This is a genomic window from Acinetobacter thutiue (genome assembly GCF_030385805.1).
Taxonomy (GTDB): domain Bacteria; phylum Pseudomonadota; class Gammaproteobacteria; order Pseudomonadales; family Moraxellaceae; genus Acinetobacter; species Acinetobacter corruptisaponis.
In genome coordinates, this window is record NZ_JAUDZE010000001.1 from 1,049,006 (window position 1) to 1,063,888 (window position 14,883).

15 protein-coding genes are annotated in these 14,883 nt (G+C 42.6%); 1 reads left to right on the top strand and 14 read right to left on the bottom strand.

The window, feature by feature from the left end; genetic code table 11:
- Positions 1-104: 104 nt before the first annotated feature.
- The 4 genes from QTA56_RS05220 to QTA56_RS05235 form a co-directional block, all read right to left on the bottom strand.
- On the bottom strand, positions 105-1,625 hold the full coding sequence (locus QTA56_RS05220) for a flavin-containing monooxygenase (protein WP_267979862.1): 1,521 nt from the start codon (positions 1,623-1,625) through the stop codon (positions 105-107).
- Positions 1,626-1,708: 83 nt separating this feature from the next.
- Positions 1,709-2,533, bottom strand: a complete 825-nt coding sequence (locus tag QTA56_RS05225; protein ID WP_267979863.1) for an SDR family NAD(P)-dependent oxidoreductase — start codon at positions 2,531-2,533, stop codon at positions 1,709-1,711.
- Between the two features lie 38 nt (positions 2,534-2,571).
- Positions 2,572-3,543: a metal-dependent hydrolase gene (locus tag QTA56_RS05230; protein WP_267979864.1), complete on the bottom strand. Its 972-nt coding sequence runs from the start codon at positions 3,541-3,543 to the stop codon at positions 2,572-2,574.
- A 46-nt stretch (positions 3,544-3,589) separates the two neighbouring features.
- Positions 3,590-4,552, bottom strand: coding sequence for a metal-dependent hydrolase (locus QTA56_RS05235; protein ID WP_267979866.1), 963 nt, complete (start codon positions 4,550-4,552; stop codon positions 3,590-3,592).
- Positions 4,553-5,048: 496 nt separating this feature from the next.
- On the opposite strand from QTA56_RS05235, the gene QTA56_RS05240 reads away from it, so the two are divergent.
- A complete protein-coding gene (locus tag QTA56_RS05240) occupies positions 5,049-5,666 on the top strand; it encodes a TetR/AcrR family transcriptional regulator (protein ID WP_267979867.1) in 618 nt (205 codons plus the stop codon).
- 28 nt (positions 5,667-5,694) lie between these two features.
- On the opposite strand, the gene QTA56_RS05245 is transcribed toward QTA56_RS05240, so the two are convergent.
- The 10 genes from QTA56_RS05245 to QTA56_RS05290 all read right to left on the bottom strand — a co-directional run bounded on the left by QTA56_RS05245 (position 5,695) and on the right by QTA56_RS05290 (position 14,882).
- On the bottom strand, positions 5,695-6,627 hold the full coding sequence (locus QTA56_RS05245) for a TauD/TfdA dioxygenase family protein (protein ID WP_267979868.1): 933 nt from the start codon (positions 6,625-6,627) through the stop codon (positions 5,695-5,697).
- A gap of 166 nt (positions 6,628-6,793) precedes the next feature.
- Positions 6,794-7,618, bottom strand: coding sequence for an ABC transporter ATP-binding protein (locus QTA56_RS05250; RefSeq protein ID WP_267979869.1), 825 nt, complete (start codon positions 7,616-7,618; stop codon positions 6,794-6,796).
- A 71-nt stretch (positions 7,619-7,689) separates the two neighbouring features.
- Positions 7,690-7,905 (bottom strand): TOBE domain-containing protein, encoded by a 216-nt coding sequence (locus QTA56_RS05255; RefSeq protein WP_004654121.1) that lies wholly within the window; start codon positions 7,903-7,905, stop codon positions 7,690-7,692.
- A 197-nt stretch (positions 7,906-8,102) separates the two neighbouring features.
- Complete coding sequence (locus QTA56_RS05260) at positions 8,103-9,230, bottom strand: sigma-54 interaction domain-containing protein (RefSeq protein WP_267979871.1); 1,128 nt, start codon at positions 9,228-9,230, stop codon at positions 8,103-8,105.
- A gap of 138 nt (positions 9,231-9,368) precedes the next feature.
- Positions 9,369-10,391, bottom strand: coding sequence for an ABC transporter substrate-binding protein (locus QTA56_RS05265; RefSeq protein WP_267979872.1), 1,023 nt, complete (start codon positions 10,389-10,391; stop codon positions 9,369-9,371).
- Positions 10,392-10,407: 16 nt separating this feature from the next.
- The gene (locus QTA56_RS05270; protein ID WP_267979873.1) at positions 10,408-11,265 is read right to left on the bottom strand and encodes an ABC transporter permease; all 858 of its coding nucleotides are present in this window, start codon (positions 11,263-11,265) and stop codon (positions 10,408-10,410) included.
- A gap of 39 nt (positions 11,266-11,304) precedes the next feature.
- A complete protein-coding gene (locus tag QTA56_RS05275) occupies positions 11,305-12,135 on the bottom strand; it encodes an ABC transporter ATP-binding protein (RefSeq protein ID WP_267979874.1) in 831 nt (276 codons plus the stop codon).
- A gap of 13 nt (positions 12,136-12,148) precedes the next feature.
- Positions 12,149-13,219 carry an ABC transporter substrate-binding protein gene (locus QTA56_RS05280; RefSeq protein WP_267979875.1) on the bottom strand — a complete coding sequence of 357 codons (1,071 nt, stop codon included), beginning with the start codon at positions 13,217-13,219 and terminating at the stop codon, positions 12,149-12,151.
- Between the two features lie 13 nt (positions 13,220-13,232).
- Positions 13,233-14,030: an ABC transporter permease gene (locus QTA56_RS05285; protein ID WP_267979876.1), complete on the bottom strand. Its 798-nt coding sequence runs from the start codon at positions 14,028-14,030 to the stop codon at positions 13,233-13,235.
- A gap of 12 nt (positions 14,031-14,042) precedes the next feature.
- A complete protein-coding gene (locus QTA56_RS05290; protein ID WP_267979878.1) occupies positions 14,043-14,882 on the bottom strand; it encodes an ABC transporter permease in 840 nt (279 codons plus the stop codon).
- Position 14,883 lies beyond the last annotated feature (1 nt).

The window sequence follows — 14,883 nt, forward strand, 5'->3', positions numbered from 1 at the left end:
CAAGCATCTGTGAAATGTCAACAGGCCCTATTTATCTTGCAAAAAATAAGCAGCAAATTCCATCCTAAGATAAAATTTACTGCCCTTTCACGATTTATCTAAAATTAGTTGGTTTTTTCAGTCTGGTATGTCACCTGATAATCATTCAAGTCCATACGTTTTAAACGTTGCTTTAACTTCTTCAACGACCAAGGCCATGCAGCAAAGTTACGGCCATTGGCATCCAGATAGTAGCTCTTACATCCGCCCGCATTGAATACTGTGGTTTTAAGATGTTTTTGTACCAACTCATTATGGTGCTTGATCACTTCAGGCTTGATGTTCAACTTGGCAATACCTTGGTCTCTGATTTTCAATAAACCATCAACAATATAATCCAGTTGCGCTTCTGCCAAACCAATGAATGAGTCATACACCAATACGTTTGGACCTAATACCAAAAATGCGTTTGGTACATTTTCAATGCTGGTACCCAAATACGCTTCTGGTGAACTGCTCTTCCAAAGGTCATTTAAAATCTCACCTTTTTCATTGGCAACACGCTTACCAATCGGCGGATGAGAAACCTCAAAACCTGTACCCCAAATGATCACATCCACTTCATGACGTTCACCATTTGCAGACACCACAGTATTGCCTTCAACCTTGACCAATCCATGTGGAATGAGTTTGGTATTTGGTTGCTGCAATGCTGGATAATAATTGTTAGCGAACAATAAACGCTTACAACCAATGGTAAAGTTTGGCGTTACATTTTTACGCAATTCAGGATCTTCGATCTGGAAACGTAGAATCAGCTTTGCCAACTCACCAACAGGCTTTAACACGGCTGGATTACGTAACCCAAAATTGATTGCATTCAATGATTGAGCAACAGTTTGACGCCATGTTTTTTGAATCAACGGAAATTTTTCAATTAATTTTTTGCTGATATCGCCCAAGTCAGTATCAGGCTTTGGTACGACCCACGGCGCAGTACGCTGGAATACATAGAGTTCTTTAGCTTTTGGCTGGATTTGTGGCACAAACTGGATGGCCGATGCGCCCGTACCAATCACTGCAATACGTTTACCCGTCAAATCATAGTCATGATTCCATTTTGCTGAATGGAACATTTCGCCCTTAAAGGTGTCTAAACCATCCAGTTTTGGAATCTGAGCTTCAGTAATTGGACCTGTGGCAAAAATTGCAGTACGCGACAGGAACTGCCCTTTATTGGTGTCCATCACCCATAAATTACGTTCATTGTCCCATTTAGCACCCAACAACTCTGTACCAAACTCGATTTTTGAACTCACACCAAAATCTTCGCTGACTTCTTCTAGATAGCTTAAAATTTCAGGCTGGCGAGCAAACAAGTGACTCCATTTCGCACTTGGTGCAAATGAATATGAATACAACGCTGATGGTACGTCACAGCCACAACCTGGATAGGTGTTTTCACGCCATGTACCACCCACACGGGTTGCCTTTTCAATGATCTTGTAGTTGCTATAACCCACCTGATCAAGACGAATTGCGGTTGCAATTCCTGAAATGCCTGCACCTACGATAAAGGTATCGTAAATGTGTTGAGGTAATGCTTTTTTGTCAGCAGAATTTAATTTTTTTGCTTGAGCTGTCATTAAAATTTCCTTTCATTTATTGCACTGAAATAAGCGTGTCGTTCACCTTATTTCAGTCATCAAAATCTTTTACCCGACTGGGCCTACTTCATTAATCGATACGATGTGCCCAGGAATTTTGCATATAAATTCGGTGCAGTACGTTTCATAAACCAGAACAACTTGGCATCAATTTGTGGAATGGTATAAAGCTCACCTTTATCCAAACGGTCCAATGTCAGCTTCGCAACCTTGTCACTGGTGGTAAATGCCAGATTGGTCAAGGCATAGTCCAAAAGACCTTTGTGTGGTACTTTGCCATTTTTAATGATGTTGGTGGGCACTAACGTTGGGCAAAGCACATTGACCTTGATGTTAGATTTTCTCAATTCAGCCGACAGGGTTTCAGACAAGGCACGGACACCCGCTTTAGAGACGTTATAAACGGTCATCTCTGGCGCTGCGGTATAGGATGCCGCTGAAGCAACATTAATGATTGCACCATGACCCAATTGTTTAAACTTCGGTACAAAGGCACGGCAACCATAGATGACACCCCAGAGGTTGATGTCCATGCACCATTTCCAGTCTTCTGATGACATTTCATCAAATTTACCACCTAGACCAATACCTGCATTGTTAATCACCAAGGTGACAGGATTCTGCATCAACTGTTCAGCCTGTTCAGCCAATTGATTCACCTGTTCCTCTTTGGCAACATCACATTGCACCGCAAAGGCTTTTGCGCCTAATGCCTCAACCAGACCTACTGTTTCTTTTGCCGCATCCAGATTGATGTCTGAACATACCACTGTGCCACCGCGTTTTGCCAGTTCAAGTGCAAAACTACGACCAATCCCACTTCCCGCACCAGTGACCACAGCAAATGCTTTTTGGCTTGGCTTGGTTTTTTTACCAAATAATTTCATATTTGTTTTCCAGTCATCTCGTATATACATAGACCAGCTTATGCAGTCGCTGCACGTACAGGTGGTACAAATTCTTTCAGGAAATACGGTGTCAGTAATCCTGTTTCAGGATTGAGCAACCGCTCTTTGTAATATTCCATGTATGCTGTCGTATCATGGTCATTTGGATGAAAACTTGGGCGCAGATATTCCAAAATATGCATAAAACTGCTACCAAACACGCCACGCTCACTACCAAATAGCAGTCCTGTGCTTTCCACAATATCTTTCATATAGCGGGGATTCACCAGATTGCTTGGTTTACGAATAAATGGCATCAGATAACCACCAAGTGACACTCCACCTAAAATGGTCAGGCTTGCCAATAGAAAACCTGTAATTCTGAGCCAGTAATTACCTGACAATTCCAGGAATACGTCATAAGCAATATCTTTATGCTCTGACTCTTCCAGCATATGCCACATCCACATTGCCCGCTGTCTTTCATCTTGTGAGCCAAGCAGATAGTCTTCATGCTGCATCATAAATTCAGCCAGCACAGCGGTGTAGTGTTCAATCCCAGCCATTAAAGATAACTGCAATGACTGTGGCAGTTTATAAATACCGTATTCAAAGACCTTATCTGCAATCGCACGAAGCAACTCTACTGGATAGCCATTTTCCTTCAAAACTTCATCATTAAACTGGTTGTGAATTTTTGAGTGAATCGCTTCCTGCCCAATCAAAGAAGTCAATCTTTGTTTTAAAATAGGATCATCAATAAAATCACGGTGATGACGTGCAGTTTCAATCACAACATCCTCACCAAAGGTTAAGAAAATAGATAATGCATGAAAATAAGACGTTGCCAGCTCTTTATTCAAAAAGAACCTTTCATCTAATTCTGTCGGATTAAACTTAAAATCGAAGTGGCGAATCGGTATAGATGGCTTATTTGCCAACTCCTGAATAAGCCCTCTATATTTCGTACTCAGCTTATCTGAAACCTTACGTATCACTTGAGCGACCATTCTTTAAATCCTATAAAAATCAGGTAGGAAGAGAAGCCTTAAAAATCTAGGCAACTTTCTGAACCTTAGGTGTAAATTCTTTTACAAAGAATGGATGTAACGCACCGCCCTCTGACAGGAGTTTCTTCTCATAGTATTCAAAATAAGCAGAAGCATCGTGGTCATTCGGGTGGAAGTCAGGACGTAGATAATCAAAGATTCGTCCCTGTGTACTACCAAACACACCATCTTTTGGACTGAATACCAGTTTCACGCCACGTGCCGCATCTTTCCAGAATTTAGGAGTCAACATTTCCTGTGGTTTACGCAGTAAAGGCACCCATGTTGTGGTCATTGGAATAAGACCTAGAATGGTAAAATACGCAAGGAAGAAACCAGCAATACGCAATGCATAGTTACCATTCAATGTTTGGTAAACGTCATAAGCCACATCTTTATGCTCAGATTCTTCCAGCATATGCCACATCCACAACGCACGTGTCTTGGCATCCTCAGAAAAATAGAAGTTCTGTTCATGTTCCATCATGTATTCCGCCAGCACAGCGGTAAAATGCTCGATCCCTGCCATTAATGAGAGTTTTAATGGTTGTGGAAACTTGAGGAAAATTAATTCAAAGAATGTTTCACCCAGAAAACGGTACAATTTCACAGGATAACCAAGTTCAATAATCGCATCGTTAAATTCATTATGCAATTTTGAATGAATCGCTTCCTGACCGATCAATGAAGTCACGCGCTGTTTCAGGATTGGGTCTTTGAGCAGGTCACGGTGATGACGTGCAGTTTCAATCACCAGATCTTCACCATAGGTCAAGAATACTGAAAGTGTAGCGAAGAAAATGGTGGCGAATTGATTGTTCATATAAAATGAAAGATCAACCTGCTTGCCTTCAAACCCGATTGCCAAGTGGCGGATTGGAATACTTTTTTTACTTGCAAAATCAATTTGCTCAGTTATTGGGTTAGATTTAAACAGACTTAAACCTTTTTTTAATGTGCTGCTAATCATGGCTACACCTACCTACTTCACTTGAGCGTCATTTGCCCTTTTACATTCTTTCTCTGAATCAGGTTCATCGCTTTTCGTATCTCTAAAACAATCTTTGAAGTTACGAAAAAATATTCGGGAGATATTTTTGAACCTAATTTACCACTGCAACCAATGTAAACTGATCTTATGTTCGGATTCAATTCGGGTAAATTCAGCCAATTTCAAGAAAATATTGAGTTTAAAAATTAGTATATTTACTCTACTTTCTAATAATTTCACTTATTCACAAATATAAAATTAAATAATTAAAATCAATTATATAATTTAATTTAAACAATATTAATTAAAATAGAATAGGTCTGACAGACGATTTTTTGATTACATTTATTACAGTTTAAAACTGGATATTAAAAACAGTGTAATTTTATTTGTTCGGATTACAGGCATAAGACTTTTATAGGATGCTGCCCCATGTTAATCTGACGTTATGTTCGGATTTTTTAAATAACCTGTCATGGCTACCCGTAAACCCCGTCAAACCCGATCCAAAGTTACTGTAGACACCATTATTGAAGCTGGTTTTATTGCTGTCGCCAGCAATGGCACCAGTGGCACCACCACCCGCCATATTGCTGATATTGCAGGTGTGAGCGTGGGTTCCTTATACGAATATTTTAAAAATAAAGAAGAAATCTACGATGCCATGGCCAAGTCCTTTGTCAAGGAAGTATTGGATATGGTGAAAGAGCTGACCCCGATCATTGTGGAAATGGAGTTGGAACCTCTGTTTGAAATGATTTTCTATACGTTCCGTGACTTGCTAACCCGTGACAATGACCGTTACCTGATCTGTCTCCGATATGCCACTGAGCTCAAGTACGAGCGCTACATTGGACAGATTGAAATGGCGCTGATGGAAGTGTTGATGAAATATATGATGCGCCATCCAAAATACTTAAAGGTCAACAACCTCAGCGTTACCGCCTATATCAGCATTAACAGCAGTATCTTTAATGTGGCGCGTCACCTGATCCTACCCAATCCACAAATCAGCTTTGATGAGATGGTCAGGGGCCTAAGCACCATGATTATCAGCTATATTGATGCGGAACTGGCTAAGGCTGAAAGCTAGAAGCCAGCTTTCACTGGCTTCAACACATTTAAAATGGTCTTGACCCTGCCAGACTGACGCGTTTCAGCAAACGGCGTTGTTCGGCAGGAAAGGCGGTACGGGAGTGTAACGTCAACTGGTTGTCCCAATAGACAATATCACCAATTTCCCACTGGTGTTCATAGCGGTATTTGGGTTGCACGATATGCGCCCTTAAACGCTCAATCAGGGCTGAACCTTTCTGGTCGTCATAGCCAACCACCTCCACTTCAGTCTGCGCATCCAGATAAATACCGCGTCTACCACTTTCAGAATGGGTACGCACTAATGGGTGTGGAAACGCCGTACCTAAAATCGGTTGATCTGAAAAACGGTATTTTGGAATTGGGCTTTTATCCTTTAAACGCAAGAATGGGTTATAGGTAATCAGTTGCAGCCCCTTGATTTCATCCTTGGTTGCTTGATCCAGATCTTCATAGGCCTGTACCGTGTTGTACCAACTGGTTGCACCACCATCTTTGGGCAACTCAATGGCATACAGCAAAGACCCACTGGACGGCTGTGGTGTCCAATGATGGTCGCTATGCGGGGTTAGTTCGCCATGCCCTGTATAATCGCCCTCACCCACCGCATTGGAGACAGGCACAATGTCAGGCGGTGCGTTGGTATCATTGCGTGTCGCCAAAACAGGCACATCAATCGGTGGACGGAAAATCCCGCCAAAATAACTGGCAAATGCAAGCAGCTCATTGTCCTCCAGTTGCTGTGCCTTAAACACCAAGATCAAATGCTCATGCAATGCCTTTTTTAGCTTAAGAATGACTTCGGCACTCTGCGGCTTGCCTGCGTCCAGTCCTGTCACAATCGCACCCAGGGCACCATTGATGGGAGTAATCTGTACAGTATCCAAAGTATGCTTGTGATATTCATGCCAGCGTGGTGCATTTTCAATTGCCGCTGAAAGTTGTGTAAGTGCAGTCATTTTATTTTCCAGTCAACTCATTCTATTAAAAAACTTAATTTTAATTAATTAAGGTTAGGCCACCATTTAAGTGATACTTTAAAATATATTTAATTTATGCAATTTAAGAACCAATATTTTTTTATTAATTTAGTCTTTTTTATGATTACAAAAAGTTTGCCTAGTATTACCAGGCAAACTGAAACTGATTAAAATCTTTGGTCGGTGCAACCAGTAAATGATCTTCAATATTATGGCTAAAATCAGTCAAAATATCATTGCGAATGGCCGCAAGACGAACATCTTCACGTACACGCGGATGAGCCAAACTGACAGGAACGATTCGTTTGATACGTCCTGGATTCGGTTGCATCACCACCACGCGATCACCCAAGAAAACTGCTTCCTCAACATCATGGGTCACGATAATCATGGTGATTTTTTCAGTTTGCCAAATCCGTTGTAGCTCCTTTTGCAGGTTGGCACGCGTTAGTGCATCCAGCGCGCCAAACGGTTCATCCAGCAGCAGGATTTTCGGTCGGTTGATCAGACTTCTGGCAATGGCAACACGTTGGCTCATCCCGCCTGAAAGCTGTGCTGGATAAGCCTGCTTGAACTTGCTTAATCCCACCAGTTCAATGTGTTCATCAATGAGTTGATTCTGTTCTTCTATAGACAATTTACTATTCAATAAAGCAACGCGAATATTGTCCTGAACATTTAACCAAGGAAATAATCGGTGGTCCTGAAACACAATACCACGTTCCAGACTTGTCCCCTCAATCGGCTGTCCATCCACCAGAATCTTGCCTTCAAACTGGCTGTCCAATCCAACCAGCAGGCGCAGTAAGGTGGATTTTCCACAGCCACTGCTCCCAACAATACTGACAAATTCACCCGCCTTGATATCCAAAGAGATATCATCCAGAACCTTTAACTCATGTCCCTGATGATGACCATAAGATTTATTCAGGTGATTAATTTTTACTGATCCGACATTTATTGATGTCATTTTTAGCCCCCAGAGATAGAAAGCCTAAATATAACAAGGAATCTCCCTATTATATTTAGTGCCTATATTTTCTATAGTTTTGCCAAAGCAACTTCTGTTGACTTGATTAATACAATCACTTCACTACCCAATTCAAGATTCAGGTTTTTTACTGAGCGTGTGGTAATCACCGAAGTAAAAACACCTGCGGGGGTTTCCACATCCACCTCAGAAACCACACTGCCCTCGATAATTTCCTTGACCACACCACGAAACTGATTACGTACATTAATTTGAGGAATACTCATATTTCACCACTTAGTATCTGTTTATTCAATCTAGTCTTGTCATATTAGGCAATGATAAAATATTTTGAACTATTATTTTTCGATATTTTTTGATTAAAAAACTATATTTATTTTCCATCAATAATTATATATTTTTAAGCAAAGAAAATTGGGTTAAATAAAAAGGTGACTGTATGTCACCTCACTATTTATGAATGTTAATTCAATAACTCTTCCAGCATGATATTCACGACTTTATCATTTCCCACCAATCCATATTTTACCAGTCTCGCCCGCACAATATTACGGCTAATCCCCAAAAGTTTTGCGGTTTGCACCTGATTACGATGGCAGTATTCATAGGCAATCCGAATGGTGGCTTCCTCAATCAGGCGATCCAGATTTTCATTTTTCAAGGCATGTGACGATTCAAAGAGATTGAGTAGAGCATGCTGCAACATTTGTTTGGGCAGTAAATCTGTTCGTGGAATGGTCTGGGTACTTTTCTCCAAATCTGAAATTTGCCGTAAATTCAGGCTACTGGATAGAGAGGCAAAACAAAAGTCGGTGGGCTGAATCTGGTGATTCTTGCACACCAGCAAGGCATGGTGAATCGCATTTTCCAGCTCACGGATATTGCCTGGATAACCATAGGTCAATAGTTTCTGTACCGCACTTGGGCTTAGGCTTGCCAATGGATAACCCAGACGTTTGCAGTATTGGGCAATAAAAAAGTTGGCCAACGGCAAAATATCACCAGGACGTTCCGCCAAAGGAGCAACTTTGAGCAATGCTACATTTAAACGATAAAATAAATCCTCTCTAAATTTACCCGCTTGTACAGCTTCATCCAGATGGACATTGGTCGCTGCAATGACACGGACATTGAGTTTAATCGGTTTTAGCGAACCGACCCGTACAATTTCACGTTCCTGTAACACCCGTAACAGCTTGACCTGCATGGCTGGAGACAGGTCGCCAACCTCATCCAGAAACAGGGTGCCATGATTGGCAGCTTCAAACCAGCCCGCCTTACTGTTGATTGCCCCTGTAAACGCTCCTTTTTCATGTCCAAACAGTTCGCTTTCAGCCAGTGATTCTGTAAATGCGCCACAATTTACCGCCACAAAAGGACCTTGAGCACGCTGACTCATCATATGAACCTGACGCGCGACCAGTTCTTTGCCTGTTCCCGTGTTTCCAATAATCAGGACACTCGCCTCACTTGGCGCAATTTGTCCAATGCGGTCTAGCAATTCCCTTGATTTTTGATCTTCAAAAACCATTGCTGTGGCACGTTCAGTACGAGTCAAGGTATGACTTTGTGGATAAGTAATGAATGACATGCATTTACTCCCCTATTTTGCTGAATGAGGAGTTATCTTGCATGACTATGGGTTTAAATAGAAATCAATAATTCACCTTTGTTATTTCCATTTATTAAAATAGAAACAAACAGCAGTTAATTAAACTAAAAATCAGTTTTAATTCAGGCTATATTCATTATATTGATTGCTATATATCTTTTTATAATCAATCTGGTTTGATTTTAACTGCCCCTCAGCAATCAGATTATCTACCCATATTTTAAAGTCATGCTGTTCAAATTTCCCACCTTCACTTGGTATTCCCCAATTGGTCCAGTATTTTAACATGGCACTATTTTCTGGACGTTTACGTTTTTCCAAAATATGTTCAAAGCGTGTGATCACCTCATCCCGACTGCTTTGTCTAGACCATTCAATAGCTTTGGCAATGCCTGTCACCACTTTGCGGGTCGTGTTTGGATGTTCTGCAATATAGCGATTGGCCATGACATAAGTTCCTGTGGTCAAGTCTCCAACCAAGTCATAGTCCCGATAAAGACGACGAACCCCACCACGTTCTATTGATGGGCCTGTCAAGGGAGCCAGATCAACATGCTTATTGCGTAATGCCTGCTCTGAAGAACCAGGTGGCAATACCACCAGTGTGACCTGATTGATTTCTTCGGGTGTCAGTCCTCCTTTTTTCAGGTAGGTTTTCAGCATATATTCAACCTGTGCCCCTAAAATATTGGTGCCCACTTTCTTGCCAATTAAGTCGCGGGCTGAATGAATCGGGCTATTTTCCAGTACATAATAGCCTGCAAATGGATCATCAAATGTACCATAGGCCGCGATGACCACGGTTCCTGGCACACCACTCGCCACCATCTTGACGGCTGATCCCGCAAAACTTGGACTGCTAATATCACTATCACCTGACAGGGCGGACTGGATACCCTGTGGGCCACCTGTAGATACGCCTTGATAATTCAGCTTGATGGGAGCGAGATACCCCAAATCCTCCGCCAGCTCCAACGGCGTGACGATCCCTGGTGAACCCAGATACTTAAACTCCAAAGATTCCAGTCCATCTGATGTCAGTTGTTTTGACTCTGGCTTTGTACATCCCAGCAAAACAACCGACATGACAATGATGCTGCTCCAGTGAAATAAATGTTTGTTCCAGTAAGGCTTTTGCATCGAGATATGCTCCTGACTATCGTTCAGTTTTCCAAGCAGTTAAACGTTTTTCGATAAACAAAAGACTGTAGTTAAATAACAGACCAACTGTAGTAATGCTGATGATGCCAAAGAACATTTCTGGAATCTGGAAGTTATACTGTGCATAGTTGATCAGATAACCCAGCCCTGCTTTTGCACCCACCATTTCAGCCGCAATCAGCATCAACACCGAAAACGAACCAGCCAAACGCACCCCAACAAAAATCGTAGGAATCGCTGCGGGTAAAATGACTTTACGGAATAACTGAATTGGGCTGAGTCCCATAGTTCTTGCTGATTTAATCAATAATGGATCGACATTGCGCACGCCACTGATGGTATTCAGCAAGATTGGCCATGTGCAGGCATAGGTCACCAACGCAATTTTGGAACTTTCACCAATTCCCAAAAATAGAATAAATACAGGTAGTAAAGCCAAGGCAGCCGTATTGCGGAACACTTCCAGTAAAGGACTTAAAAATTCTGAAAAACGGCTATACCAGCCAATGGCCAAGCCCAAAGGAATTGCAATGAGTATTGATAGAATAAAACCACTGAATGAACGAACCAGACTGGCTTGCAGGTGTGTCAGCAACTGACCATTTTGAATCAGGTTCCAGCCACTCACCAATACCGTGGAAAATGGTGGCAAAAATGCTGGATCGACCAAACCAATACGCGGCGCAATTTCCCAAATGGCGATAAACAATAAAATGGCAGCCGAATGTTTAAAGCTGCTGGAAAGCCAGTTTAAATTGAGATCAGTCCAAAAAGAACTCACCTTTTGCGTGGAATGAACAGCACTGGGCTGGATTGTTTTTGGAAATGTTAGGGTATCTTTTGAACTCGACATAATGACCTCTGATTCTTTCTAATATTGATGATTGTGTGTTTAAGCAACCAACTGCTTTTGTTTTTCCTGCTCCTGCGCTTTCAGTACTTCTTCACGCAACAGGCTCCAGATCTGGTGGCGTAGCTGGCTAAACTCAGGGCTGGAACGAACATCCTCCTGGTCGCTTCTTAACTCGGCAGGAACTTCAATCACCTGCTTAATTCGGCCTGGATGTGAGGTCATAATGGCAATGCGCTGTCCCAGATAAATCGCCTCATCAATACTGTGGGTAATAAAGATGATGGTTTTCTGCGTCTGCTGCCAGATCTTGACCAGTTCAGCCTGTAGCGTTTCACGGGTCTGTGCGTCCAAGGCGGCAAAAGGTTCATCCATCAGTAGAATATCGGGGTCATAAGCCAGACTTCTGGCAATCGCCACACGTTGTTTCATTCCACCTGAAAGTTCATTCGGATAATGATGTTCAAATTCAGAAAGCCCAACCAGATTCAAAAAATACTTTGCCGTCTGATAGCGTTCGTCTTTACCTACACCTTTGGCATCCAGACCAAATTCGATATTTTCCAACGCTGTCAGCCATGGAAATAAAGCATATTGTTGAAAGACAATTCCGCGGTCCAAGCCTGGTTTTTTAATCGGCTGACCATCAATGGTGATTTGTCCTGAGGTCGGCGTGGTCAACCCTGCCAATAAATCCAGCAAGGTCGATTTACCGCAACCACTTGGCCCAACGATTGCCACAAACTCACCCGCTTTGACATCCAGAGATAAATTTTCAACTGCAACGAAATCTTCAGCCTGAATTTTTGCACCCTTGATTTTTTTTGCTGCAAAGGATTTATATACATTTTCAATTTTTAATTTAGTCGTCATTCGAATCTTCCTTTCAGTTTTGCTGATTTGTTGCTGCATGATTTTCATTTGCATAAGGATTGAATTGATTGGTAAATAAGCTGTCAGCATTGATCTGGTTTGGCTTGAACTGACCTTGCTTTACAAACAAATCGATCCAGCGTTGATATTGTGCTGCACTTAATAAACCACCCTGACTCACCACGCCATAGCTATGCCAGTACTGCATGAGTGCATCACTTTCATTACGTTTTCTTTTTTCAATAATGCTTTTAAAACGTGCCACGATTTCGTCACGTGGGGTTTGTTTGGTCCACTCTATGGCTTTGGCAACACCAGTCACATACTGCTTAACGACATCAGGATGCTGCTGAATAAATTTTTCAGTAAAGACATAACTGCCAGCGGTGAAGCTGCCATATAAATCTGTATCTGAAACCAATTTTCTTAAACCGCCACGCTCTAACGCTTTATCCTGAAAAATCGAAACCAGAGCAGCCGCATCAATCTGCCCTGCACGTAGCGCTTGTTCGGTATTGGCGGGTGGCAACACGATAAATTCAACTTGCTTGATTTCATCGTCGCTCAGGCCCTGACGTGCCAGATAATCTTTGAGCACAAACTCGTAATGTGCGCCCAAGGTATTCACCGCAACCTTTTTACCGATCAGATCACGGGCTGAACGAATTGGGCTATTGTCCTGAACGTAATATCCGACCCAGCTTTTATCATCACTACCATACGAGGCCACAACAGCCTTGATCTTAATGCCTGCGGCAGCCAGCTTAATGATGGCACCATCAAAAGCGGTGGCAACATCAACATCGCCTGTGCTCAACGCCTGTAAATCCTGTGGACCACCCTGAACGCTACCGACATATTTAAGTTTCAGGTCGCCTAAATAGCCCAAATCCTCGGCAAGTTCGGGTAAAGACACCACACCTGTTAATGACTGATAACGTAATTCATGCACTGCATTGGATTGAGTTTCTGGGTTTTTACTACATGCCAATAAGCTAACCGTGATCAGACCGAATAAACCCAACTGAGCTGCCTGTTTAAAATGACGGCGAAACGGCTGCCAGAAATTTTGTAATTTTTTCATCTTTATATCATCCTCAACGTCGCCAAACCAAAATGCGGCGTTCAGCCCAATTGGCTAAGCTGTTCCACGTCACACCAATAAAGCCAATCACGATTAAGCCAAATACGATCAGTCCAACATCCAAGGCAGCACGACCCCGAATTACGATATTGCCCAGTCCCACCCCATAATTCGCCAATAGAAACTCTGCGCCAATGGTGGCAACCCAGGCAAAAATCAGCCCAAGCTGTAGACCCAAGAAAATTTGCGGTGCTGCCGCAGGCAGAATCAACTTGCTCAAGGTCTGCCAGGCATTAAATTGATAGACTTTTGCGACTTCATATTGGTTCAATGGAATACGGCGTACCCCATCAATGGTATGCAGTGCCACTGGGTAAAACACCGAGAGCACGATAAACAGGATTTTTGCGCTGTTGCCATAGTCTAAAAAGGTGGTAATCAACGGCAACCATGCAAATAAGGAGATTTGACGCAGTACATTAAAACTTGGCAAAAATAAATAATTCGCCCAGCGTGACACGCCCACCACAATCCCGAAAATAATGGCAAGGACACTGCCAATTACAAATCCAGTCAGGTCACGGAATAGGCTTGCACCTAGACCTTGCCAGAACTCCTGCTGTTGAAATTGTTGAATTGCTATTTTGACCACTTCAATCGGCGCTGGAATCAACTTTGGATTGACCCAGTTAAATTTCGAGGCCAGCGTCCATAAAACAATGAAGCCAATTGGTAATACCAAGCCATAAAACTGCACATGGCTTAGCTTAAGTTTTTTAATTTGGTTGTTAAAATCTGTAGTAATCGACATATTCTGCTTCCCCTAGAATGCACTGCGTTGCCATTGGCTAAAGAAACGCTCAACCCAGCCCAAAATGTGGTCCAGCACAAAACCCACGATGCCGATCACAATCACCGCCATGAAAATAATATCGGATTGAATCAACTGACGACCCCAGACAATCAGGTAGCCAATACCCTCGCTACTTGCCAGAAGTTCGACAAAAACCAGCGATAGCCACGCCTGCATAATGCCCTGACGCAGTCCACTGACAATATTCGGCAAGGCTGAGGGTAAAATCACCCGTCTAAAAGTCTGCCAAGGACTAAAGGCATAGACACGGGAGACTTCAAGTAAATGTGCTGGCACACTCAGCACGCTTCGGTAGGTTGCCACCAAAACAGGAACAAAAACGGCAAGTGAGATTGCGGCAATCTTTAAACCCTCATCAATGCCCAAAAAGATCATGAGCAATGGAATCCAGCCAATCACAGGGAACTGGGCAATTAAGTTAAAGGTGGGATAAATAAATTTATGCGCCACGCGGGACAGACCAATGACAAAACCCAGTAACAGGCCAATGCTGCCACCTGCCAACACACTCCATCCGACACGCTTTAAACTGATCAATAAGTTATCCTGCAACTCATGGGTATCAATCAGTTCCAGGGTGGTTTGCCAAACCAGTGCTGGGCTAGGCAAAATCTGTTCAGGCAACCACTGTTTCTGGAACGCATGCTGCCAAACAGCCAGGACAACCGCAGGTAAAACCAGCGCCAACACAAGACGTGCAATCCAGGCTCCCGTTTGCCTGAGATAAGGGCTTAAACTTGTCCATTGCCACGTCTGTTCATTTTCTAATTGAGTTTCTATGGTGCTCATT

Excerpts from the sequence above, each read along its gene's own strand:
- QTA56_RS05220 (WP_267979862.1), bottom strand. The coding sequence starts at position 1,625 with ATGACAGCTCAAGCAAAAAAATTAAATTCTGCTGACAAAAAAGCATTA.
- QTA56_RS05225 (WP_267979863.1), bottom strand. The coding sequence starts at position 2,533 with ATGAAATTATTTGGTAAAAAAACCAAGCCAAGCCAAAAAGCATTTGCT.
- QTA56_RS05230 (WP_267979864.1), bottom strand. The coding sequence starts at position 3,543 with ATGGTCGCTCAAGTGATACGTAAGGTTTCAGATAAGCTGAGTACGAAA.
- QTA56_RS05235 (WP_267979866.1), bottom strand. The coding sequence starts at position 4,552 with ATGATTAGCAGCACATTAAAAAAAGGTTTAAGTCTGTTTAAATCTAAC.
- QTA56_RS05240 (WP_267979867.1), top strand. The coding sequence starts at position 5,049 with ATGGCTACCCGTAAACCCCGTCAAACCCGATCCAAAGTTACTGTAGAC.
- QTA56_RS05245 (WP_267979868.1), bottom strand. The coding sequence starts at position 6,627 with ATGACTGCACTTACACAACTTTCAGCGGCAATTGAAAATGCACCACGC.
- QTA56_RS05250 (WP_267979869.1), bottom strand. The coding sequence starts at position 7,618 with ATGACATCAATAAATGTCGGATCAGTAAAAATTAATCACCTGAATAAA.
- QTA56_RS05255 (WP_004654121.1), bottom strand. The coding sequence starts at position 7,905 with ATGAGTATTCCTCAAATTAATGTACGTAATCAGTTTCGTGGTGTGGTC.
- QTA56_RS05260 (WP_267979871.1), bottom strand. The coding sequence starts at position 9,230 with ATGTCATTCATTACTTATCCACAAAGTCATACCTTGACTCGTACTGAA.
- QTA56_RS05265 (WP_267979872.1), bottom strand. The coding sequence starts at position 10,391 with ATGCAAAAGCCTTACTGGAACAAACATTTATTTCACTGGAGCAGCATC.
- QTA56_RS05270 (WP_267979873.1), bottom strand. The coding sequence starts at position 11,265 with ATGTCGAGTTCAAAAGATACCCTAACATTTCCAAAAACAATCCAGCCC.
- QTA56_RS05275 (WP_267979874.1), bottom strand. The coding sequence starts at position 12,135 with ATGACGACTAAATTAAAAATTGAAAATGTATATAAATCCTTTGCAGCA.
- QTA56_RS05280 (WP_267979875.1), bottom strand. The coding sequence starts at position 13,219 with ATGAAAAAATTACAAAATTTCTGGCAGCCGTTTCGCCGTCATTTTAAA.
- QTA56_RS05285 (WP_267979876.1), bottom strand. The coding sequence starts at position 14,030 with ATGTCGATTACTACAGATTTTAACAACCAAATTAAAAAACTTAAGCTA.
- QTA56_RS05290 (WP_267979878.1), bottom strand. The coding sequence starts at position 14,882 with ATGAGCACCATAGAAACTCAATTAGAAAATGAACAGACGTGGCAATGG.